This is a genomic window from Pseudomonas sp. GW821-FHT01E10 (assembly GCF_059422365.1).
Window position 1 is genome coordinate 204,277 of sequence record NZ_JBWKWT010000007.1, and the last position, 21,828, is coordinate 226,104.

Below are 21,828 nucleotides of genomic sequence, written 5' to 3' on the forward strand. Positions count from 1 at the left end.
CCGGCAGTCATCAAAAGACAGGGCTGTCCGAGGATGGGAGGCGACATGGCGGCGATTCATATCGGCATTTCAGGCTGGCGCTACACGCCCTGGCGGGGAGCCTTCTACCCGAAGGGGCTGACCCACAAACGCGAATTGCAATTCGCGTCACGGGCGGTCAACAGCATCGAAATCAATGGATCATTCTACGCCCTGCAACGGCCCGAACGTTACGCCCAGTGGTACGCCGAAACCCCGGCGGGCTTCGTGTTCAGCGTCAAGGCGCCGCGTTTCATCACCCACATCAAGCGCTTGCGGGAGATCCATAAACCCCTGGCGAATTTCTTCGCCTCCGGGGTGCTGGAACTCAAGGAAAAACTCGGCCCGATCCTTTGGCAGTTCCCGCCCAGCTTCAAATTCGACCCGGAGCTGTTCGAACACTTTCTTGAACAACTGCCCCACGACACCGAACAGGCCGCCGCCCTTGCCCGCCAGCACGAACCACGTCTGAACGGTCACGCCAGCATGAAGGCCTACGGCAAAAAACCAGTGCGTCATGCCGTGGAAATTCGCCACGAAAGCTTCGTCGATCCGGCCTTCGTCCGGCTGCTCAAACGCTACAACACCGCGTTGGTGATTGCCGACACCGCCGGCAAATGGCCGTACCGCGAAGACCTCACCAGCGATTTCGTCTACCTGCGCCTGCACGGCGCCGAAGAACTCTACGCCAGCGGTTACACCCCTCAAGCGCTGCAACGCTGGAGCGAGCGGATCGAGGCCTGGCATCACGGCCAGCAACCGGCAGATCCGCAATTGATCGCGCCCCGGCAAAAACCCAAGACTCGCAGATCCCGGGAAGTGTTCTGCTATTTCGATAACGACATCAAAGTCCGCGCGCCCTTCGATGCCCGCCACCTGCTTGAGCGTTTGCATCTCGACAAAGACCTGGTCACGGCCCCCGGCGAGCCGGTTGCCGAAGGAGCGCTGCCATGAGCATTCCCGAACCGGTCGGCGGAACGGATGAACAGCAACCCATCATCAATGCCGTGAGCCGCTTCACCGTGCTGACGGTCAACACCCACAAGGGGTTCACCGCACTCAATCGGCGCTTCATCCTGCCCGAGTTGCGCGAAGCGGTGCGCAGTGTGTCCGCCGATGTGGTGTTTTTGCAGGAGGTCCACGGCACCCACGAACAGCATCCCCAGCGCTACAACAATTGGCCGGCGATGCCCCAGTACGAATTCCTTGCCGATAGCCTGTGGCCGCAATTCGCCTACGGGCGCAACGCGGTCTACCCGGCGGGCGATCACGGCAATGCACTGTTGTCGAAATTCCAGATCATTCGCCACGACAACCTCGACGTGTCCATCAGCGGCCATGAAAACCGTGGAGTCCTGCATTGCGTGTTGCGGATGCCCGGCGATGGCCGGGAAGTGCATGCCATTTGCGTCCATCTGGGTCTGCGCGAAAGCCACCGGACGGCACAGCTCAAGCTGCTGATCCGACGCCTGGAAGAGTTACCGCAAGATGCCCCGGTGGTGGTCGCCGGCGACTTCAACGACTGGCGCCAACGCGCCGATGCGTTGCTCAAGCCTTGCGGTTTGCGTGAGGTCTTTGCCGAGCAGCATGGCAAACCGGCGCGCAGTTTCCCCGCGCGTTTGCCGGCGTTACGCCTGGACCGCATCTACGTGCGCCATCTCAAGGCCAGCCATCCGCAAGTGCTGGCGGCACGCCCCTGGTCACACCTTTCCGACCATGCGCCCCTGTCGGTGGAGATCGAGTTATGAGCAGCCCATCGATGGAAAAAACCACGGTCGAACACGTCTCCCCTCCTCCCCCCGTGCGCGAGCCTGCGGTGACTGAAGTTGAATACGGCTGGCACGGTAACAACCGGGTCGAGTTGCTGGAAAACGGTGAGGCGTACTTTCCACGGGTGTTTGAAGTGCTGCGCCAGGCCCAGAGGGAAATCCTCCTGGAAACCTTCATTCTGTTCGAAGACAAGGTCGGCAATGAGCTTCAACAGATCCTGATTGAAGCGGCGCAACGCGGTGTGCGTATCACGGTCAGTCTCGACGGCTTTGGTTGTGGCGAACTGAGTACGGCGTTCCTCGCCGCCCTGAGCAACGCAGGCGTGCACCTGCAAATATTCGACCCTGCCCCGCGTCACCTGGGCATCCGCACCAACTGGTTCCGCCGTCTGCACCGCAAGATTGTGGTGGTCGACGGCACGATTGCGTTCCTCGGCGGGATCAATTTTTCCGCCGACCATCTGGCCGACTTCGGCCCCGAGGCCAAGCAGGATTATTCGGTTGAAGTGCAAGGCCCGGCAGTGGCCGATATTCATCATTTCGCCCTGCTAAAAAGCGGTCGACCGGCTCGGGCCAAATACTGGTGGCAGCGCCGCCGGCAGCGGCACGCTGAACTGGCGGTCAGCGATCATGACGGTCAGGTGCGGCTGGTGTATCGCGACAACGCAGAACACCCAAACGATATCGAAGAGGTGTATTTGCAGGTGCTGCGCAGTGCCCGGCGTCGCGTGGTGATCGCCAATGCCTACTTCTTTCCGGGCTATCGGCTGCTGCGCGAGATTCGCAATGCGGCACGCCGGGGGGTCGAGGTGCGCCTGATTCTTCAGGGACAACCGGACCTGCGGGTGGCCAGGCTCGCCGCGCGCATGACCTACGATTACCTGCTGCGGGCCGGGGTGGTGATCTACGAATATTGCGACCGCCCACTGCACGGCAAAGTCGCCCTGGTCGACGAGGACTGGAGCACTGTCGGCTCAAGCAACCTCGATCCGCTGAGCCTGTCCCTGAACCTGGAAGCCAACGTGCTGATCCGCGACCGTATCTTCAACCGCGATCTGTACGAGCGTCTCGACGAGTTGAGCAGCAACCATTGCAAGGTCATCTCGGTGGACACAGCCCCTCGCGGGCGAATCTGGGACATGACCATCGGCTTTCTGGTGTTTCACTTCCTGCGGCATTTCCCCGCATGGGCCGGCTGGTTGCCGGCGCATAAACCACGCCTGAAGCCCTTCATCCACCCACCCGGGAGCGCCAAGGCATGAGCCATTCCCAAGCGCAGCCTGCGTCGCACTCCGACACGCCGGGCAAACACCACTGGCACCGCTGGAAAAGGCCGCTGACGATGCTGTTTTTCCTGGCGCTGATCGTATTGTTCACGATGCTCGCCCAGCGCATCGAATGGAACGAAGTGTTCGATACCCTGGCTGATTTCAAAGTACGCACGTTGATCATTGCGTCAGGTGTGACCCTGGCAAGCTTTCTGGTCTATGCCTGTTTCGACCTGATCGGGCGCACCTACATCCGGCAGAACCTGACTTGGCGGCAGATCCTCCCGGTGGGGATCATCAGCTATGCCTTCAACCTCAACCTGAGCGCCTGGGTCGGCGGCGTCGCCATGCGTTATCGGCTGTATTCGCGGCTCGGCGTGAGCAAAGGCAACATCGCAAAAATCCTCGGGCTGAGCCTGGCGACCAACTGGTTCGGCTACATGGTGATTGCCGGCGCGGTGTTCAGCAGCGGCCTGATGCGAATGCCGCCGGGCTGGAAAGTGAGCAGCAATGCACTGCAGGACGTGGGGATTTTGTTGCTGTTGTTGAGCATGGGATATCTGGCGGCCTGCCGGTATTCCAGGCGCCGGAAATGGTCGGTTCGCGGCGTAGATATCATTCTGCCGTCGCTGCGCATGGCAATCCTGCAACTGGCCCTCGGCGCACTGAACTGGGCGCTGATGGCGGCGGTGATCTTCACGTTGCTGCCGAGCAAACTGGACTATCCGCCGGTGCTTGGCGTGTTGCTGATCAGCGCCATTGCCGGGGTCATCACCCATATCCCGGCCGGGCTCGGTGTGTTGGAGGCGGTGTTCGTGGCGCTGCTGCAGCACGAAGTATCGCGGGGCAGCCTGGTGGCGGGGTTGATCGCTTATCGGGCGATCTATTTCATTCTGCCGCTGCTGATAACCGTGGTGATGTACCTGGTGGTGGAAGCCAAGGCCAAGTCGTTGCGGATCTCGAAGAAACCTCGGTGAGATGTGGTTTGCCTGCGAACGACCGCAAGACCACCGCCTCTCTCAACTCGATTGAATGATGCTCAACCGCTCACCCACCACCATCTCGGTGATCCAATCCACCAGAATCGAGGTGTACGCCTGTTGCGAAACCGGGTCGCTCAAGGCGTGATCCGCACCATCGATGATCCGGTGAGTCAGCGAGTGAGTCTGCTGACACGCGGCGCGGTAACTCATGATCGTCGCGTGGGGTACATAGGCATCGGTCTCGGACTCCACCAGCAACACATCCCCGGTGAATTGCGAGCAGGCGTGCAACGCGCGATTGCTGTCGGCGCGCACCAGCGTGCCGCGATAGTCGCGCAAGTCGGCTTTGTCCAACTCACGCTTGGGCGTGTGCCACAAGTCGTCGCGATACAATGCCGGTACCCGCAGCGCCAACCAGCGCACCGGACGCAACGTCGTCAGGATCGCCGCCAGATAACCGCCATAACTGGTGCCGACCACCGCGATCGCAGAGGTGTCGAGCGCCGGGTGGGCGAGCAAGCGGTCGTAGGCTGCCAGCAGGTCGCGCAGGTTGTCTTCGCGGGTGACCCTGGACAACGGAATGCCGGTCCCGCCGGTATGGCCACGCAAGTCGAACGTCAGGCACACACAACCCAACCCGGCAATGCCTTTGGCCCGCTCCAGGTCGCGCTCCTGGCTACCGCCCCAGCCGTGGACGAAAAGCACCCCCGGGACTTTCGATTTGGGGCTGAGAAAGGTCCCGCTCATCTGTTCATCGTCGATGTCGATCTGAATGGTTTCGCTTCTAGCCGTCATAGGATTTGACCGTCACGTACTTGAGAAGAAAATCACTGTGTTCCGCCGGCCCGCGGTACACCTCGATAGCGTTCGCCGGCAGCGATTGATCGCTATAGGTTTCGACCGAGGACACGCGAATCGCACGCAGGCCGGGGTCGTGGACGAAGCTCTGCAACGCTGCGACTTCGGCGCTGCTGGCACCGCCCAAACGCCAGGATTGTTCGAGCACGCCGCTGCGTTGTCGGCCGTTGCAGTCCAGCCCCTGGGCGATGTCGTAGTTGCGCCGCGAAGCATAGAAACCGGGGTAGGCTTCATCCGCCGCACTGTCGAATACCTGTGCCTGCTGGATCGCCAGCCTCACGTCATCCGGCAGTTCCAGCGCCAGCAGGTCCTCGTAATAACCCTGCACCACCAACAGATTGGACCCTCCATAAACCTGCTCGCCCTGAGCGTCTTCGGTCAAGTATTGATCACCGCAATAACTCAGCACTTTGTCGCCGATGAAGCTTTGGCCGACGCTGTGGGTGATCACCTCGGTCAAGTCCTGTTCCAACACCACGCCTTCGGTGAACAGTGTCTTGGCCTCGGGGCGAGCGAGGATGGCGTCGAACTGGTCGAGGCTCTTGATCACTTCCTGACCGCGTCCGGCGCAGGCGTGAATAGGCTTGATGCGGATCGGGCCGCTGTAGAGCAGGTGCTCCGCCGCCGGGCGCGCATCGTCCAGGGAGAACACGCTGAGGCCATCGAGCACGACGCTGCGCACCCGTTCGCAAAACAACGTTGCCCAGCCTTCGGGCGCGAACGCATAGCGGTTCAACAGCCCATGACTGATGGCTTTGGTGCAGATGAAATCGTGGTCGACGTAACCGCCCCACAAATCCTCCGGCCCTTTGACGCCCAGCTTCCGGGCGGTAGCGGCGCCCACCAGCGTCTGGGTCGGCAACAGATAGCGGTCACGACCGCTGTGCAGTTGCGGGTCGTAACTGCCGCCGTATTCGAGCCCGACGATCTGCGCCAGCCAACGAGCCAGCGCCCGATTGGTTTCAACTTCGTGCAACGGGGCATCGGGCCGTACCGAATGGGCGAGTACCAGTTTCTTGCGATTTGTTGGGGTCATGCGTCCCCCTTCAATCTGCGTTGGATAAATGTAGCTGGAGGGGTGCAGGGATCAGGCCAATGGCGGCTGATGAAGAACGACTGTTAAATCAGCCGGTTGCCCAGACAGTAATGGCATTACGCCTGTTTGATTATGCACGACGCCCTTCAGGACTCCGGCATTTTGCACGACTCAAACCTCCCACATTTTCTTGATCTGGCGTGCTCTGGCTACCGGGCCACAACAGCTGGCGGCGTCACGCCAAACCGCGTCCGGTAATCACTCGGCGCCAGCCCGGTAATCTTTTTGAACGTCGCACGAAACGCACTCGGGTCCTGATAACCCACGGTCCAGGCAATGTGATCAATGGTGCCGTTGGTGAATTCGAGCATCTCGCGCGCCTTGCCGACGCGCAGGTGCTGGCAGTACTCGGTGGGTTTCAACCCGGTCGCCGCACGGAATCGCCGCAGGAAGGTGCGCTCTTCCAGCTCCGCCCGTTCGGCCATTGCCGCCAGCGAGACATCGACCGCCCCGGTGCTTTGCAGCCAATGCTGGACCTTGAGAATCGAGGCATCGCCATGGCTGAGAATCGGTGAAAAATTACTGCCGCATTCGCTCCCGCTGTCGCTGTGCTCCACCACCAGAAAGCGTGCCGTGCTGGTGGCGATGCTCGGCCCCAGTAAACGGTTCACCAGGCGCAATCCCAGCTCTGACCAGGCCATCAGCCCGGCGGTGGTGATCAGATCGCCGTCGTCGACGATGGGCGTGTCGGCCTTGAGCTTGATCGCCGGGTAACGCTCGGCGAAGGCTTTGGCAGAGGTCCAATGAGTGGTGGCGCTACGGCCGTCGAGCAGGCCGCTTTCAGCCAACAGGATCGACCCCACGCAAACCCCGCCCAACGTCGCACCACTGGCGTGTTGCTGACGAATCCAGCGGATCAGCCCCTGCGGTGCCTGGCCCTCGGAAAAGCCGCCAATCGACGGCGGGATCAACACCGCGACCAACGCTTCGGCCGGGCCGGGTTGACTGTCATAGACCCGCTCTGGCACCTGATCGCCCTCGACCCGCCAATGACTGACCCGCAACAACGGCAACTGCGCCGTCTGATGCTCGGCGGCAATCCGGTTGGCCACCCCGAACAGATCCGTCAGCCCATGCACCGCCGCCATCTGCGCGCCGGGATAGATCAGCACGCCCAATTCGACGACTGCCCTTTCTACGCCCATTGTCAGTTTTCCCCCTTCTATTGTCGGTGCGGCCAATCCTCGGACGGCCTGCAGAACCTGATACTTGAATCACACCCAACAAGCACTTCGAGGAAACACTCATGGCCAAGCAAGCACTCATCGTAGTCGATATCCAGAACGACTACTTCCCCCAGGGCAAGTGGCCTTTGGCGGGCGCCGATGCCGCCGCAGACAACGCTGCACGGCTGATCCAGGCCTTTCGCGAGGCCGGTGACGCGGTGGTGCACATCCGCCACGAATTCACCTCCGACGCCGCGCCGTTCTTCACCCCGGGCTCCGACGGCGCGAAGCTGCACCCCAAAGTCCTCAACCGCGCCGATGAACCGGTGGTGCTCAAGCACTTCGTCAACGCGTTCCGCGAAACCGAACTCAAGGCCATCCTCGACCAGCAAGGTATCGAACACCTGGTGGTCGTCGGCAGCATGAGCCACATGTGCATCGACGGCGTCACCCGTGCCGCAGCGGACTTCGGCTATACGGTCACGGTGATCCACGACGCCTGTGCCACCCTTGATCTGGAGTTCAACGGCGTCACCGTCCCGGCCGCCCATGTGCATGCCGCGTTCATGTCGGCTTTGGGTTTTGCCTATGCCAGCGTGGTGTCCACCGATGACTTTCTGGCTGGTTAGATGAGAAGCTCGTTCCACAGGATTGCGCTTAACTGATCGGAATCATGCTGCTTCCCTTCTTTTTCATACACCTGCGCAACCGTCGAAAAAATCTCACGCGTGAGCTATTGAGGGCTGCAAAAATAGCCTGTAGTGTTATCACGCGTGAGTTTTTTCACAACGGGATCAGCACCATGAAAAGCAGCTCTCCATCAGATCCGCCTACCGGGTCTGTTACCGATTCAGCGAGCCGCAAAGGAGAGCGCTCGAAACCCTCCGCGAAAAAACCATCGAGCTTCTACATGAAGCAGATGCGCGCGGGCCTGGGTGCCGCCGGCTATGTGAAACACGAGACTTGGGTGCTTCCCGAAAATCGAAGCCTGCTCAAGCAGATGGAGAAACAGCTACGCCAACCGATTCTGGCTGGCTCATTCATGTCGGAGAATTACATGAGCGCAGGTAATAACTGGAACATCGATCGCCTCTACAGCGCCCTCCAGGCCCTCGACGAAGTGGTTGCGAACGAAATCACCCTCTCCCTCGTTCAAGGCTCCGAATCCAGCATCAAGCTGGAAATGAACGATTTCGGTGGCTTGCCGATTTACATCGCGGTGGTTGGCGATCAGATCATCGTCGATACGGTCCTGGTCGATGTCGAATCGATCAACAACGTCCCGGCATTCAATGATGCCGTTTTGCGCAGCCGGGAAATGTTCCCGCTGTCCTCGATCGGTATCGAGTCCATGCCCAACGGGCAGGTCGTTTACAACATGTTCGGCGCGCTGAGCTCCGACTCCAGCCTGACCAACGTTGTGACTGAGATCAAAACCCTCGTCGACAACGTCCAGCGCGCCAGCGAAGCCTTTGAACGCTTCTTCAATTAATTATTCGGGAACAGGATATATCCAATGACTCAGTCCATCTGGAGCAAATTGTTCACCGCGCTGCGTGGCGGTGCCAACGAAGTCGGCGAATCGATCGTCGACCAACAGGCCCTGCGCATTCTCGACCAGGAAATTCGCGATGCTGACAGCGCGCTGGCCAACGCCAAGCGTGAGCTGGTCACCATCATGGCCAAGCACAAACTGTCGGCTGACCGCGTCAGCGAGTACAACGCCAAGATCAAGGACCTGGAATCCAAAGCCCTGGCCGCGATCCAGGCCAACCGCGAAGACTTGGCACTGGAAGTGGCCGAAGCCATTTCGACCCTGACCAATGAACTGGATGTCGAGCAAAAGCAGGCCACCGAATTCGGCGGTTACGCCGACAACATGCGCAAAGACATCACCAAGGCTGAAAACCGCATCAAAAGCCTGCGCCAGCAAGTGGACATGGCCAAGGCTCGTGAAAGTGTACAGAAAGCCCAGGTCAGCGCCTCGATCGCCAGTGGCGGCGCCAACGGCAAGCTGGAAACCGCCGTCGGTACACTGAACCGCCTGCAGGCCAAGCAGCAGCAACGCGCCGCTGAACTGCAAGCCCAGGACGAACTGGCCGATGCGTCGACCGGCACCGACCTGGAGCGCAAACTGCGCGAAGCCGGCATCACGCCGGACGAAGGCAGCGCCAATGCGATCCTGGAACGCCTGAAGAAAAAATCGGCCGAGTAAGCAATACCCCAGCAGAAAGGGCATTCATTGCCCTGATGCCAGTCAGTCAAGTGCACTGACCCTGTGGCGAGGGAGCTTGCTCCCGCTGGACTGCGCAGCAGTCCCTTCTTTTTGGGGATAAGAGGGGCCGCTTCGCGGCCCAGCGGGAGCAAGCTCCCTCGCCACAACTTTACTCAGTGCTTGTTCTATCTCTTAACTGGCAGGCATTAATTGATCGCCCTTCTTTACTGCCGAATTGAGGTCAAGGATGGATACCCTGAAGGGTTTCAAGACAGTCGCCGGCTTGGCCATCTTCATGGTTGCGCTGCAACTGCTCAATGTGGCGACCGGCTACAGCCTTAACGCCTTCGGCCTGGTTCCGAGAACCTTGCACGGACTGGTCGGCATCATCACCTCGCCTTTCTTGCACACATCCTTTGCGCACCTGAGTGCCAACCTGATTGCCTTTTTGATCCTCGGCACCCTGGTCATCGCCGAAGGGCTCAACCGGTTCATGGCCGTCAGCGCCATCATCATTTTGCTGGGCGGTTCGCTGATCTGGCTGTTCGGTTTTGCCGGCGTGCATATCGGTGCCAGCGGCTGGGTGTTCGGGCTGTGGGCGTATCTCCTGTCGCGCGCCTGGTTTCAGAGGAGCTGGAGCAACCTGATAACGGCCAGTGTCGTGGCCCTGCTCTATGGTGGGCTGATTGTTGGCTTCCTTCCGCGCCGGGGCATTTCCTTCGAAGGGCATATTTTTGCTGCAATCGCCGGGTATATTGCAGCCAAGGTACTGTTATCTACGCCGCGCAGCAGGTTTAATGCCGCCCGGTAACCACACTCGAGCACTCAGATGCCCGAGTGATTACGTCGCCAGGAATGAGCCCCCAAGGAGTCAGGGATGTAATGTCGATTTTCCTTTTATTGCGCGCGTACGCGGCGTCCTTCTTCCATCGCTTCGGCTGGGCCGGCCTGGCCATTGCGCTGGGCGTACACCTGAGCACGGCCTGGCTCGGCCTGGCGTTTCTGGGCGAACAACACCTCATCGCTCCCGCCACGTTCACCTACTTCTATCTCACCACCACGCTCACCGTCGGCTACGGCGATCTTGCGCCACAGACAGCCGCGGGACGGATTTTCGTGGCTACCTGGGTCATGCTCGGGGGCATTGCGCTGCTGACGGCGGCCATCGGCAAAACCACCAGCAGTGTCATCGATGTATGGAGAAAAGGCATGAAGGGCAAAGGCGATTTCACCGGCAAGGTCGGCCATACCGTTCTCATCGGCTGGGAAGGCGCGTCCAGCGAGCGGGTTATTGAGTTGCTGCTGCAGGACGAAACGTCCAATGACAACCTGATCGTCATTTGCGATTGCGACCTCGAAGAAAACCCCATGCCGGGCAAGGCCGCCTTTATCAAAGGTGAAAGCCTGTCATCCGCCGCGCTTTTGCTGCGTGCCGGCGTGCCTGGCGCCGAACGCGTACTGGTGCGTACCCATTCAGATGATCTGACCCTGGCCACCGTGCTGGCGGTCAATCAACTGAGCCCGGTCGGGCATGTGGTCGCCCACTTCAATGAAAGTGAAATCGCCGCGCTCGCCAGCGCCTACGCGCCCAGCCTGGAATGCACCTCAAGCATGGCCATCGAGATGTTGGTGCGCGCCTCTCAGGATCCGGGCTCGTCAGTGGTCATCAATGAATTGCTGTGCGTGGGCCAAGGCGCCACCCAATACCTGATGAGACTGCCCGAAACCTTTGAAACAACGTTCGGCGATCTATACGCACAGATGAAAGAACGCCATAACGCGACCCTTATCGGCTACCGCGCCAAAGGCGCCCGACAGCCTTCAATCAACCCGCCCGGCGCCACTCGCGTCAAGGGCGGCGAACTCTTCTACATCGCCTCTACTCGCCTCAAGGAAATCTCCAATGGGATGGTTTAAACAGTTGCTGGGGCTTGAGGCCCCGAACGCGGGCACGAATACCGATTCGAAATGGACAGCCAACGATAACCTGCCAGTCACCGGCCCGCTGGGCCTGGCAATGGGCAAGGGCGTGATGTTCGACACGACCCTGAAACTGTTACTCGACGAAAAAACCGCGGTAACCATTCCCGGCTCCCAGCAGATCTGGAGCGCCGGCACCATTGAGCTCGGGCAGTCGACCTGGTTGTCGCGCTATTACATGAACGACGAAGACTACTGGCTGCAAGTGCACACCACCGGCGACATCGCCGGGCAGGTCGAGTCGGTGATCCTGTTCAACTACCTCAGCTACGTCACCATCAACAGTGAAGCGGAGCTGCGGCGGCTGGCCGGCCCTCAAAGCCTGATCGGGCTGCCGACCTACACCCTCAACGGTGTCGAATACACCCGCGAATGGGGCACCGAGAACGGCCAGACCGAACTGGTGCCGTTGAGCGAACACCTGAAGAATCCGGACGAAACATACAGCATCCAGCACTGTTCGATGTTGTACGCCCGCGAAACCGGCCTGACCGATCGCCGGGAATTCCTGCTGTTTTCCGTCGAAGAAGACGCCGAAGGCACCATCAGCTTGAGCACTTCGCTGGGTATATCGCTGTACACCACCGACCTGAACACTTTTTAAAAAGGAAGAAGTCCATGCTTGAAGCGCTCTCTATCTCCCTGAACAAAGCCGCCGTGCTCGGGTTTGTTTTGTACATCCTCGGCGCCGCCGCGTTGTTCGCGCTGTTCCAGTTCATCTACACCCGCATCACACCGCACCGGGAATTCGAGTTGATCCGTGCGGGCAACGTTGCGGCCGCCATCGCCCTGGGCGGCGCCATCATCGGATTCGCCATTCCGGCCAGCAATGTGATCGCCTACTCGATCAGCATTCTGGACTTCGTCGTCTGGGCGGTGATCGCCGCTTTCGTACAACTGCTGGCGTTCCTGGTGACCAGCCTGGTGCTCAAAGGCGCCTCTGAACGCATCAAGAAAGGCGAAATCGCTGCGGGTATCTATGTCGCGGCAGTGGCCATCAGCGTCGGCATGTTGAACGCCGCGTGCATGACCCCTTCCCAGAACTGATTGCGCCACGGAGATTGCGATGAAACGAAGCAAGTACGTTCAGCTCTCGCTGGCGGCATCGGTCGCCATGGCGATATCAGGCTGCGGGCCGACGGAAAAAACCTACGAGATACACAAAAAGTACAACTTCCAGTCCGTCCAGCAGTGCGCCGATGAAAAACTCCCGGTCGACATCTGTTCTGACGCCTATATGAAGGCCATGGCCCAGCATCGAAGCATTGCGCCGGTGTACGACAACCAGGCTGATTGCGACGCCGACTTTGTCGCCGACTGGTGCCAGCAGGATTCCGCCGGCAAATTCATCCCCAAGCTCGGCGGTTTCGAACTGAGTGCCGATGGCGAGGTGACGCAGTCCGAAGTGGACGCGGCCAAGGCTAAATTGCCCGCATCGGAAGCGAATGCCGCAGGGTCGGGTTTCTCCGGCAGTAGCCTGCTGACCGGGCTGCTGATCGGCAACATGCTCAGCAGCAACCGCAACAGCTACTACTCCGAACCGGTCTACCGCTATCGCGATGATCGCGGTGACTACTCGTCCTCGACACTCAGTCAGCGGGTATCGTCAGGTTCAACCTTCAACAGGTCCAATCAGGCGCGCTACGGCAGCAGTGGCAGTTACACCGACACCATCACCCGCAGCAAGCCGGTGTCCGTTGCATCGTCCACCTCCCGCGGCGGGTTCGGCAGCCAGGCCAGCGCACGCAGTGGCTGGGGTGGATCAGGCAAGAGTTTTGGCGGTTCGAGTAGCTAAGGGAACAAGGCCATGAAGAAAATCCTCTGCGCAGAGCGTCATGACTGGAAACAGACCGCCGAAAGCCTCGGTTTTCTGTTCCATACCATCGACGACGAACCCTATTGGGACGAGAGCGCGTACTACCAGTTCACGCTCAAGCAGATCGAGAACGACCTCGAAGACCCGACCACCGAAGTTCATGAGATGTGCATGGACCTGGTGGCGCGAGTGGTGCAAAGCGAAGAGTTGTTGGAGCGCCTGAGCATCCCCGCGCCGTTCTTCGACATGGTTCGCACTTCATGGCTCGAAGGCCACCCGCACCTGTATGGGCGCATGGACTTCTCCTACAACGGCAGCGGGCCAGCCAAGCTGCTGGAACTCAACTACGACACGCCGACCAGCCTGTATGAGGCCGCGGCGTTTCAGTGGGGCTGGCTGGAACAATGCATCGAGCGTGGCTTGCTGCCCAGGCACGCCGACCAGTTCAACAGCATCGACACCAAGCTGCATCAGGCTTTTGCCCAACTGCAGCTCAAACAGCCCTTCTATTTCGCCTCGATGAAAGACTCGGTCGAAGACAAGGGCACCACCGATTACCTGCGCCTGGTCGCGGAAAAGGTCGGCATCGAATCGCGGCACATCGACATCGAAGACATTGGCCTCACCAGTGACGGACGTTTCGTTGACCTCGAAGATCGCTGGATCCCTCACCTGTTCAAACTGCATGCCTGGGAGTTCATCTTCCACGAACCCTTCGGCGCAGCGATTGCCCAGAGCGATACGCAGTTTTTCGAACCGCCCTGGAAATCCATCATCTCCAACAAGGGCATCCTGCCGCTGCTGTGGGAGTTCAACCAAGGTCACCCGAACCTGCTCGCGGCGCACCTGGACTCCGATCCGAGTAAAGCGGTGCCCAAAGGTTGGGTGCGCAAGCCATTCTTCTCACGGGAAGGCGCGAACATTGAGCTGCAAACTGCCGATGGCCTGATCGTAAAAGAGGACGGCCCCTACACTGATGCGCCGTTTATCCTTCAGGAGTTTGCCCCGCTGCCGAAATTTGGCGACAGCTACACGCTGATCGGCTCCTGGGTGATCGGGGATCAGGCGGCCGGCATCGGCGTGCGTGAGGACAACAGCTTGATTACCAAGGATTCGAGCCGGTTCTTGCCGCATCTGATACTCGACTGAGCCCTTCATTGCCCACTAAAAAAGCCTGGTGTCGACATATCGTCAGACACCCACAAGACTTACTGCGCAAATGCCGGATAATGGCGGCCATTCGTTTAGCCGTTATTCTGGTAATCCCCCATGGAAATCAAGGTCAACTTTCTCGACAACCTGCGACTTGAAGCCAAGTTCGATGACTTCACGGTGGTGGCCGATCAACCTATCCGCTACAAGGGCGATGGCTCGGCACCGGGTCCGTTCGACTACTTCCTGGCTTCGTCGGCGCTGTGTGCGGCGTATTTTGTGAAGTTGTACTGCAACACGCGCAATATCCCCACGGATAACATCCGCCTGTCGCAGAACAATATTGTTGACCCGGAAAACCGCTACAACCAGATTTTCAAGATCCAGGTCGAGTTGCCGGCGGACATCTCCGACAAGGACCGCCAGGGCATCCTGCGCTCCATCGACCGATGCACCGTGAAGAAAGTGGTGCAAGCCGGGCCTGAGTTTGTGATCGAAGAAGTGGACAACCTCGACGCCGATGCCCAGGCGTTGCTGATGCCTGCTTCCAGCTCAGAGGCGAGCACCTATATTGCCGGCAAGGATCTGCCGCTGGAGCAAACCATCGCCAACATGTCGGCCATTCTGGCGGACCTGGGCATGAAGATTGAAATCGCCTCGTGGCGTAATATCGTGCCCAATGTGTGGTCGCTGCATATCCGCGATGCGCACTCGCCGATGTGCTTTACCAACGGCAAGGGTGCGACCAAGGAAGGCGCGTTGGCGTCGGCGTTGGGCGAGTTTATCGAGCGACTCAACTGCAACTTCTTCTACAACGACCAGTTCTGGGGCGAAGACATCGCCGACGCAGCGTTTGTGCACTACCCGGACGAACGCTGGTTCAAGCCTGGCCGTAAAGATGCACTGCCGGCCGAAATCCTCGACGAGTACTGCCTGAAGATTTACAACCGCGACGGCGAGCTGCGTGGCTCCCACCTGATCGACACCAACTCGGGCAATGAAGAGCGCGGCATCTGCTCACTGCCTTACGTGCGCCAGTCCGACGGCGAGGTGGTGTATTTCCCGTCCAACCTGATTGAAAACCTGTTCCTGAGCAACGGCATGAGTGCCGGTAACACGCTGGCCGAAGCCCAGGTGCAGTGCCTGTCGGAGATCTTCGAGCGCGCGGTAAAACGCGAAATCATCGAAGGTGAATTTGCCCTGCCGGATGTGCCGGCTCACGTGCTGGCGAAGTACCCCGGAATACTGGCCGGGATTCAGGCACTGGAAGAGCAAGGGTTCCCCGTGCTGGTGAAGGATGCGTCCCTGGGAGGTGAATTCCCGGTGATGTGCGTCACGTTGATGAACCCGCGTACCGGCGGTGTGTTCGCCTCGTTCGGCGCGCACCCGAGCCTGGAAGTGGCGCTGGAACGCAGCCTGACCGAATTGCTGCAGGGCCGCAGCTTCGAAGGCCTCAACGACCTGCCCCAGCCGACATTTGAAGGTCATGCGGTGACCGAGCCGAATAACTTCGTCGAGCACTTTATCGACTCCAGCGGCGTGGTGTCGTGGCGCTTCTTCAGCTCAAAATCGGATTACGAATTCGTGGAATGGGACTTCTCCGGCCAGGGTGAAAACTCCAATGCCGAGGAAGCCGCGACCTTGTTCGGCATTCTCGAAGGCATGGGCAAAGAAGTGTACATGGCGGTCTACGAGCATATCGGTGCAACGGCCTGCCGCATCCTGGTGCCAGACTATTCGGAAATTTATCCAGTAGACGATCTGATCTGGGACAACACCAACAAAGCGCTGTTCTTCCGCGCCGACATCCTGAACCTGCATCGCCTGGACGAAGAAGAGCTGCAAGCGCTGGTTGAGCGTCTGGTGGAAAGTGAGCTGGACGACTACACCGACATCACCACCTTGATCGGCATCGAATTTGACGACAATACCGCCTGGGGTCAGCTGACGATTCTGGAGTTGAAGCTGCTGATTTATCTCGCCTTGCAGCGGTTTGAAGAGGCGAAAGAAGCGGTAGAAATGTTCCTGCAGTACAACGACAACACGGTTGAGCGCGGCTTGTTCTATCAGGCGGTCAATGTGGTGCTGGAGATGAAGCTGGACGAAGACCTGGAACTGGAAGACTACGAGGCCAACTTCCGCCGGATGTTTGGCAACGAGCGGATGGATGCAGCGATTGGATCGGTAGACGGCAGCGTGCGCTTCCATGGCTTGACGCCGACCAGCATGAAACTGGAAGGGCTCGACAGGCATTTGCGCTTGATCGAGAGCTACAAAAAACTGCACATGGCGCGGGCCAACATGACCGCCCTGTAGGAGCCGGCTTGCTGGCGATCCAGGCGCCGCGGTTAACCAGGCAAACCGAGTTATCGTTCATCGCCAGCAAGCCGGCTCCTACAATATGGTGCGCAAAAGAAAACCCCCGACCAGTCGAGAGGACTGATCGGGGGTTCCAGACCTAAACTTTACAAAAAAGTCTCAGGTAAGTCCTAGAACGGAATATCGTCATCAAAGCTGTCGAAATCCGGAGCCGGTTGCGGAGCAGCCTGCGGTGGAGCCGGGCGCGACTGTTGCGGTGCCGACTGCTGCGGACGCGGAGCCTGCTGGCGTGGGGCTGGAGCGGATTGCTGGTAGTTATTCCCGCCTTGTTGGTCGCCCTGTTGTGGACGGCCGCCCAGCAGTTGCATGGTGCCTTGCATGTCGACCACGATTTCAGTGGTGTAACGCTTGATACCGTCTTTTTCCCACTCGCGGGTCTGCAGCTTGCCTTCGATATAGACCTGCGAACCTTTACGCAGGTATTCGCCGGCGATTTCGGCCACTTTGCCGAACATCGAAACACGGTGCCATTCGGTCTTCTCGACCTTCTGACCGGTTTGCTTGTCGGTCCACTGTTCGCTGGTCGCCAGACTCAGGTTGGTCACGGCGTTACCGTTAGGCAAGTAGCGAACTTCGGGATCCTGGCCGCAAGTGCCGACCAATATGACTTTGTTAACCCCACGGGCCATAACGTTCTCCTAGGCTACGCACGCTGCCTCGGCCGGGTTGTTCACCAGGCGCTCAAGGGTCGTGCGATCCAATAGTTCTGTGTCCAATTTGATGTAAATCGCCGCTTCATCAGCAACGATCACCGCATCTGTTACCCCTACGACGGCCTTCAGGCGCTCAACCAGACCCGCTTCGCGGATCGCCTCGGGCGACAACGGCAAGCGCAGGCTCGTGACGTAAGGTGGTTCACGCATGGTAACAGCAAAGGCCAGCCAAAGTGCAGCCAGCCCGGCACATCCCAGGAACACAACCGACAAACCGCCGTGCTGAAACAGCCAGCCGCCGAGGATCCCGCCCAGTGCCGAACCGAGGAACTGACTGGTGGAATAAACCCCCATCGCCGTGCCTTTGCCGCCTGCCGGTGAAACCTTGCTGATCAGCGACGGCAAGGACGCTTCCAGCAGATTGAACGCGGTGAAAAACACCACCGTGCCGATTACCAGAGCCCGCAAGCTGTCGCCGAACTGCCAGAAGAATAGCTCAGTGAGCATCAGCGTCAGCACCGCGCCCAATAAAACTCGTTTCATTTTGCGTTTCTTCTCGCCGTAGATAATGAACGGGATCATGGCGAAGAAGGAAATCAGCAGCGCAGCGAGGTACACCCACCAGTGCTGCTCCTTGGGCAAACCGGCTTTTTCGACCAGCGCCAGGGGCAATGCAACGAAGCTCGACATCAACATCGCGTGCAACACAAAAATGCCCAGGTCCAGGCGCAGCAGGTCCGGGTGCTTGAGCGTCGGGATCAGTGCCTGACGCGCGACACCGGACTCGCGGTGCTGCAATGGCCCGGTGGCGCGCGGCACCATGAACATCACGATGACGATACCGAGCAGCGCCATGCCGCCGGTGGCGAAGAATAGCCCCGAGAGGCCGAAGGCACGGGTCAGCAATGGCCCTACCACCATGGCAATCGCGAACGACAGACCGATCGTCATGCCGATCATGGCCATGGCTTTGGTCCGATGCTGTTCCCGGGTCAGGTCCGACAGCAATGCCATGACCGCCGCAGAAATCGCCCCGGCGCCCTGCAGGATGCGTCCGGCGATGACGCCCCAGATCGAATCGGCATTGGCCGCCAGCACGCTGCCCAGGGCGAAGACGATCAGCCCCAGGTAAATCACCGGGCGACGACCGATGCGGTCGGAAATGAAGCCAAAGGGAATCTGAAAAATCGCCTGGGTCAGGCCGTAAGCGCCAATCGCCAACCCGATGAGGGCCGGGGTCGCGCCTGCCAGGTCCATCCCATAGGTCGCCAGCACCGGCAACACCATGAACATGCCAAGCATACGGAAGGCGAACACCAGGGCCAGACCGCTTGCTGCGCGGGTCTCACTGCCACTCATGCGTTCGCTGTGGGGATCGTGCATGGAAAAACCTCATCTGAACCGGCGGCGATTCTACCAGTCCCATCGATTGACGGGGTATATAGCGACGCTATGACGCGCGCAGATGACGCAATCTTCATGCAAGGTTGCGCGCCCCTCATTTGATAGTGTGCATCCATCCAGTATTTGGCCGTATACTCCTACGTTTTCGACGCCCGCCGAGCGAGGCCACTTTGGACAAGATCCTGATTCGTGGGGCCCGAACCCACAACCTGAAGAACATCGACCTGACCCTGCCACGGGACAAACTGATCGTCATCACCGGCCTGTCCGGATCCGGCAAGTCGTCCCTGGCCTTCGACACGCTGTACGCCGAAGGCCAGCGCCGCTATGTCGAATCGCTGTCGGCCTACGCCCGGCAATTCCTGTCGATGATGGAAAAGCCTGACGTCGACACCATCGAAGGTCTGTCGCCAGCGATCTCCATCGAACAGAAGTCGACCTCGCACAACCCGCGCTCGACGGTTGGCACCATTACCGAAATCTACGATTACCTGCGCCTGCTCTACGCTCGCGTCGGTATTCCGCGCTGCCCGGACCACGACATTCCGCTGGAAGCCCAGACCGTCAGCCAGATGGTCGACCTGGTGCTGGCGCAACCGGAAGGCAGCAAACTGATGCTGTTGGCTCCGGTAATCCGCGAGCGCAAGGGCGAACACCTCTCGGTCTTCGAAGAACTGCGCGCCCAGGGCTTTGTGCGGGCCCGGGTCAACGGCAAGCTCTGTGAGCTGGACGAGTTGCCGAAGCTGGATAAACAGAAGAAGCACTCGATCGACGTCGTGGTCGACCGCTTCAAGGTCCGCGCCGATCTGCAACAGCGCCTGGCCGAATCGTTCGAGACCGCGCTGAAACTGGCGGACGGCATCGCTCTGGTGGCGCCAATGGACGACGAGCCCGGCGAAGAAATCATCTTCTCCGCACGCTTCGCCTGCCCGATCTGTGGCCACGCCATCAGCGAGCTGGAACCCAAGCTGTTTTCCTTCAACAACCCGGCCGGCGCCTGCCCGACCTGCGATGGCCTGGGGGTTAAACAGTTCTTCGACACCAAACGATTGGTGAACGGTGAACTGACCCTGGCCGAAGGCGCGATCCGCGGCTGGGACCGGCGCAACGTCTATTACTTCCAGATGCTTGGCTCGCTGGCCGCCCACTACAAGTTCAGCCTCGAAGTGCCGTTCAACGAACTGCCGGCCGATCAACAGAAATTCATCCTGCACGGCAGTGGCTCGCAGAACGTCGACTTCAAGTACCTGAACGACCGCGGCGATATCGTCAAACGCTCGCACCCGTTCGAAGGCATCGTGCCGAACCTGGAACGCCGCTACCGCGAAACCGAATCGGCTTCAGTCCGCGAAGAACTGGCCAAATTCCTCAGCACCCAGCCTTGCCCGGATTGCCGTGGCACCCGTCTGCGTCGCGAGGCGCGACACGTGTGGGTTGGCGAGAAGACCTTGCCGGCGGTGACCAACTTGCCGATCGGCGATGCCTGCGAATACTTCGGCGTGCTGAAGCTGACCGGCCGCCGTGGCGAAATTGCCGACAAGATCCTCAAGGAAATCCGCGAACGCCTGCAGTTTCTGGTCAACGTAGGCCTGGACTATCTGTCACTGGATCGCAGTGCCGACACGCTGTCCGGCGGTGAGGCCCAGCGCATTCGCCTGGCCAGTCAGATTGGCGCCGGCCTGGTGGGGGTTCTGTACATCCTCGATGAACCGTCAATTGGCCTGCACCAGCGAGACAATGACCGATTGCTCGGCACCCTCAAGCACCTGCGTGACATAGGCAACACGGTCATCGTGGTCGAGCACGACGAAGACGCGATTCGTCTGGCTGACTATGTGGTGGACATTGGCCCGGGCGCAGGTGTGCACGGTGGACATATCGTTGCCGAAGGTACGCCGGACGAAGTCATGGCTCACCCTGATTCGCTGACCGGCAAGTATTTGTCGGGCCGGGTGAAGATCGCCGTTCCAGCCAAACGCACACCCCGTAACAAGAAGCTATCGCTGTCCCTCAAGGGTGCTCGCGGTAACAATTTGCGCAATGTCGATCTGGAGATTCCAATCGGCCTGCTGACCTGCGTGACCGGCGTGTCCGGCTCGGGCAAATCGACGCTGATCAACAACACGTTGTTTCCCTTGAGCGCTACCGCACTCAACGGGGCAACGACCCTGGAAGCGGCGGCTCACGACAGCATCAAGGGCCTTGAGCACCTGGATAAAGTCGTCGACATCGATCAGAGCCCGATCGGTCGCACACCGCGCTCCAACCCGGCGACCTACACCGGCTTGTTCACGCCAATTCGCGAGTTGTTCGCCGGCGTACCGGAATCGCGCTCCCGCGGTTACGGGCCGGGGCGTTTCTCCTTCAACGTGAAGGGCGGACGCTGTGAAGCCTGCCAGGGCGATGGCCTGATCAAAGTGGAGATGCACTTCCTGCCGGACATCTATGTCCCGTGCGACGTCTGCAAGAGCAAGCGCTACAACCGCGAAACCCTTGAGATCAAATACAAGGGCAAGAGCATCCACGAAACCCTCGAGATGACCATCGAGGAAGCCCGGGTGTTCTTCGACGCAGTTCCGGCCTTGGCGCGCAAGCTTCAGACGCTGATGGACGTAGGCCTTTCGTACATCAAGCTGGGACAATCGGCGACGACGCTGTCGGGCGGTGAAGCCCAGCGGGTGAAACTGTCCCGCGAGCTGTCCAAGCGCGATACCGGCAAGACCCTGTATATCCTCGATGAGCCAACTACCGGCCTGCACTTTGCGGATATCCAGCAACTGCTCGATGTTTTGCATCGCTTGCGCGACCATGGCAATACCGTGGTGGTGATCGAACACAACCTGGATGTGATCAAGACCGCCGACTGGTTGGTGGACCTGGGGCCGGAAGGCGGCTCCAAGGGCGGCCAGATTATTGCCGTCGGCACGCCGGAAGACGTGTCCGAGATGAAGCAGTCTCACACTGGCTACTACCTCAAACCACTGCTGGCTCGCGACAAGGCCTGAATCAGGCCCATGAAAAAGCCCCTGTCACTTTGTCGGTGACAGGGGCTTTTTTGTGCGTCGTCGGCC

At 59.7% G+C, this 21,828-nt stretch carries 20 protein-coding genes; 15 read left to right on the forward strand and 5 right to left on the reverse strand.

Annotated features, from left to right (window positions below; translation table 11 throughout):
• Positions 1-45: 45 nt before the first annotated feature.
• Genes AC07V0_RS15500 through AC07V0_RS15515 form a run of 4 tightly spaced genes read left to right on the forward strand, consistent with a single transcriptional unit; the run spans position 46 to position 4,032 of the window.
• The gene (locus AC07V0_RS15500) at positions 46-972 is read left to right on the forward strand and encodes a DUF72 domain-containing protein (RefSeq protein WP_018925675.1); all 927 of its coding nucleotides are present in this window, start codon (positions 46-48) and stop codon (positions 970-972) included.
• Entirely contained in the window at positions 969-1,766 is a 798-nt protein-coding gene (locus tag AC07V0_RS15505) for an endonuclease/exonuclease/phosphatase family protein (protein WP_018925674.1), read from the forward strand. Before AC07V0_RS15500 ends, AC07V0_RS15505 begins: the two co-directional genes overlap by 4 nt.
• Complete coding sequence (gene clsB, locus AC07V0_RS15510) at positions 1,763-3,049, forward strand: cardiolipin synthase ClsB (protein WP_086945169.1); 1,287 nt, start codon at positions 1,763-1,765, stop codon at positions 3,047-3,049. Before AC07V0_RS15505 ends, clsB begins: the two co-directional genes overlap by 4 nt.
• Entirely contained in the window at positions 3,046-4,032 is a 987-nt protein-coding gene (locus tag AC07V0_RS15515; protein WP_086945168.1) for a lysylphosphatidylglycerol synthase domain-containing protein, read from the forward strand. Before clsB ends, AC07V0_RS15515 begins: the two co-directional genes overlap by 4 nt.
• 42 nt (positions 4,033-4,074) lie before the next feature.
• On the opposite strand, the gene AC07V0_RS15520 is transcribed toward AC07V0_RS15515, so the two are convergent.
• The 3 genes from AC07V0_RS15520 to AC07V0_RS15530 all read right to left on the reverse strand — a co-directional run bounded on the left by AC07V0_RS15520 (position 4,075) and on the right by AC07V0_RS15530 (position 7,137).
• The gene (locus tag AC07V0_RS15520) at positions 4,075-4,833 is read right to left on the reverse strand and encodes an alpha/beta hydrolase family protein (protein ID WP_018925671.1); all 759 of its coding nucleotides are present in this window, start codon (positions 4,831-4,833) and stop codon (positions 4,075-4,077) included.
• Positions 4,823-5,932 carry a DUF3182 family protein gene (locus AC07V0_RS15525; protein ID WP_086945167.1) on the reverse strand — a complete coding sequence of 370 codons (1,110 nt, stop codon included), beginning with the start codon at positions 5,930-5,932 and terminating at the stop codon, positions 4,823-4,825. Before AC07V0_RS15525 ends, AC07V0_RS15520 begins: the two co-directional genes overlap by 11 nt.
• A 209-nt stretch (positions 5,933-6,141) precedes the next feature.
• Entirely contained in the window at positions 6,142-7,137 is a 996-nt protein-coding gene (locus AC07V0_RS15530; RefSeq protein ID WP_086945166.1) for a GlxA family transcriptional regulator, read from the reverse strand.
• A gap of 101 nt (positions 7,138-7,238) precedes the next feature.
• Here AC07V0_RS15530 and AC07V0_RS15535 point away from each other — a divergent pair, with 101 nt between their 5' ends.
• From AC07V0_RS15535 to AC07V0_RS15580, 10 genes are all read left to right on the forward strand, one after another.
• Positions 7,239-7,787 (forward strand): cysteine hydrolase family protein, encoded by a 549-nt coding sequence (locus AC07V0_RS15535; RefSeq protein WP_018925668.1) that lies wholly within the window; start codon positions 7,239-7,241, stop codon positions 7,785-7,787.
• Positions 7,788-7,960: 173 nt separating this feature from the next.
• Positions 7,961-8,650, forward strand: a complete 690-nt coding sequence (locus tag AC07V0_RS15540) for a YjfI family protein (protein WP_064620689.1) — start codon at positions 7,961-7,963, stop codon at positions 8,648-8,650.
• A 24-nt stretch (positions 8,651-8,674) separates the two neighbouring features.
• On the forward strand, positions 8,675-9,373 hold the full coding sequence (locus AC07V0_RS15545) for a PspA/IM30 family protein (protein ID WP_007933675.1): 699 nt from the start codon (positions 8,675-8,677) through the stop codon (positions 9,371-9,373).
• Between the two features lie 247 nt (positions 9,374-9,620).
• On the forward strand, positions 9,621-10,184 hold the full coding sequence (locus AC07V0_RS15550; protein ID WP_086945164.1) for a rhomboid family intramembrane serine protease: 564 nt from the start codon (positions 9,621-9,623) through the stop codon (positions 10,182-10,184).
• A 71-nt stretch (positions 10,185-10,255) separates the two neighbouring features.
• Positions 10,256-11,290: an ion channel gene (locus AC07V0_RS15555; protein WP_086945163.1), complete on the forward strand. Its 1,035-nt coding sequence runs from the start codon at positions 10,256-10,258 to the stop codon at positions 11,288-11,290.
• Positions 11,277-11,957, forward strand: a complete 681-nt coding sequence (locus AC07V0_RS15560; RefSeq protein ID WP_086945162.1) for a DUF2491 family protein — start codon at positions 11,277-11,279, stop codon at positions 11,955-11,957. The genes AC07V0_RS15555 and AC07V0_RS15560 overlap by 14 nt, the downstream gene beginning before the upstream one ends.
• 14 nt (positions 11,958-11,971) lie before the next feature.
• A complete protein-coding gene (locus tag AC07V0_RS15565; protein WP_086945161.1) occupies positions 11,972-12,400 on the forward strand; it encodes a DUF350 domain-containing protein in 429 nt (142 codons plus the stop codon).
• A gap of 19 nt (positions 12,401-12,419) precedes the next feature.
• The gene (locus AC07V0_RS15570) at positions 12,420-13,148 is read left to right on the forward strand and encodes a DUF1190 domain-containing protein (protein ID WP_018925662.1); all 729 of its coding nucleotides are present in this window, start codon (positions 12,420-12,422) and stop codon (positions 13,146-13,148) included.
• Positions 13,149-13,160: 12 nt separating this feature from the next.
• Positions 13,161-14,318 carry a glutathionylspermidine synthase family protein gene (locus AC07V0_RS15575; protein WP_086945160.1) on the forward strand — a complete coding sequence of 386 codons (1,158 nt, stop codon included), beginning with the start codon at positions 13,161-13,163 and terminating at the stop codon, positions 14,316-14,318.
• A 120-nt stretch (positions 14,319-14,438) separates the two neighbouring features.
• On the forward strand, positions 14,439-16,637 hold the full coding sequence (locus AC07V0_RS15580) for an OsmC domain/YcaO domain-containing protein (protein WP_086945159.1): 2,199 nt from the start codon (positions 14,439-14,441) through the stop codon (positions 16,635-16,637).
• A 173-nt stretch (positions 16,638-16,810) separates the two neighbouring features.
• Here AC07V0_RS15580 and AC07V0_RS15585 read toward each other — a convergent pair whose 3' ends face one another.
• Entirely contained in the window at positions 16,811-17,329 is a 519-nt protein-coding gene (locus AC07V0_RS15585) for a single-stranded DNA-binding protein (protein ID WP_064620707.1), read from the reverse strand.
• 9 nt (positions 17,330-17,338) lie between these two features.
• Positions 17,339-18,736: an MFS transporter gene (locus tag AC07V0_RS15590; RefSeq protein WP_019650831.1), complete on the reverse strand. Its 1,398-nt coding sequence runs from the start codon at positions 18,734-18,736 to the stop codon at positions 17,339-17,341.
• A gap of 191 nt (positions 18,737-18,927) precedes the next feature.
• On the opposite strand from AC07V0_RS15590, the gene uvrA reads away from it, so the two are divergent.
• Positions 18,928-21,762, forward strand: a complete 2,835-nt coding sequence (gene uvrA / locus AC07V0_RS15595) for an excinuclease ABC subunit UvrA (RefSeq protein WP_018925658.1) — start codon at positions 18,928-18,930, stop codon at positions 21,760-21,762.
• The last annotated feature ends 66 nt before the right edge of the window (positions 21,763-21,828 follow it).

Excerpts from the sequence above, each read along its gene's own strand:
- AC07V0_RS15500 (WP_018925675.1), top strand. The coding sequence starts at position 46 with ATGGCGGCGATTCATATCGGCATTTCAGGCTGGCGCTACACGCCCTGG.
- AC07V0_RS15505 (WP_018925674.1), top strand. The coding sequence starts at position 969 with ATGAGCATTCCCGAACCGGTCGGCGGAACGGATGAACAGCAACCCATC.
- clsB (WP_086945169.1), top strand. The coding sequence starts at position 1,763 with ATGAGCAGCCCATCGATGGAAAAAACCACGGTCGAACACGTCTCCCCT.
- AC07V0_RS15515 (WP_086945168.1), top strand. The coding sequence starts at position 3,046 with ATGAGCCATTCCCAAGCGCAGCCTGCGTCGCACTCCGACACGCCGGGC.
- AC07V0_RS15520 (WP_018925671.1), bottom strand. The coding sequence starts at position 4,833 with ATGACGGCTAGAAGCGAAACCATTCAGATCGACATCGACGATGAACAG.
- AC07V0_RS15525 (WP_086945167.1), bottom strand. The coding sequence starts at position 5,932 with ATGACCCCAACAAATCGCAAGAAACTGGTACTCGCCCATTCGGTACGG.
- AC07V0_RS15530 (WP_086945166.1), bottom strand. The coding sequence starts at position 7,137 with ATGGGCGTAGAAAGGGCAGTCGTCGAATTGGGCGTGCTGATCTATCCC.
- AC07V0_RS15535 (WP_018925668.1), top strand. The coding sequence starts at position 7,239 with ATGGCCAAGCAAGCACTCATCGTAGTCGATATCCAGAACGACTACTTC.
- AC07V0_RS15540 (WP_064620689.1), top strand. The coding sequence starts at position 7,961 with ATGAAAAGCAGCTCTCCATCAGATCCGCCTACCGGGTCTGTTACCGAT.
- AC07V0_RS15545 (WP_007933675.1), top strand. The coding sequence starts at position 8,675 with ATGACTCAGTCCATCTGGAGCAAATTGTTCACCGCGCTGCGTGGCGGT.
- AC07V0_RS15550 (WP_086945164.1), top strand. The coding sequence starts at position 9,621 with ATGGATACCCTGAAGGGTTTCAAGACAGTCGCCGGCTTGGCCATCTTC.
- AC07V0_RS15555 (WP_086945163.1), top strand. The coding sequence starts at position 10,256 with ATGTCGATTTTCCTTTTATTGCGCGCGTACGCGGCGTCCTTCTTCCAT.
- AC07V0_RS15560 (WP_086945162.1), top strand. The coding sequence starts at position 11,277 with ATGGGATGGTTTAAACAGTTGCTGGGGCTTGAGGCCCCGAACGCGGGC.
- AC07V0_RS15565 (WP_086945161.1), top strand. The coding sequence starts at position 11,972 with ATGCTTGAAGCGCTCTCTATCTCCCTGAACAAAGCCGCCGTGCTCGGG.
- AC07V0_RS15570 (WP_018925662.1), top strand. The coding sequence starts at position 12,420 with ATGAAACGAAGCAAGTACGTTCAGCTCTCGCTGGCGGCATCGGTCGCC.
- AC07V0_RS15575 (WP_086945160.1), top strand. The coding sequence starts at position 13,161 with ATGAAGAAAATCCTCTGCGCAGAGCGTCATGACTGGAAACAGACCGCC.
- AC07V0_RS15580 (WP_086945159.1), top strand. The coding sequence starts at position 14,439 with ATGGAAATCAAGGTCAACTTTCTCGACAACCTGCGACTTGAAGCCAAG.
- AC07V0_RS15585 (WP_064620707.1), bottom strand. The coding sequence starts at position 17,329 with ATGGCCCGTGGGGTTAACAAAGTCATATTGGTCGGCACTTGCGGCCAG.
- AC07V0_RS15590 (WP_019650831.1), bottom strand. The coding sequence starts at position 18,736 with ATGCACGATCCCCACAGCGAACGCATGAGTGGCAGTGAGACCCGCGCA.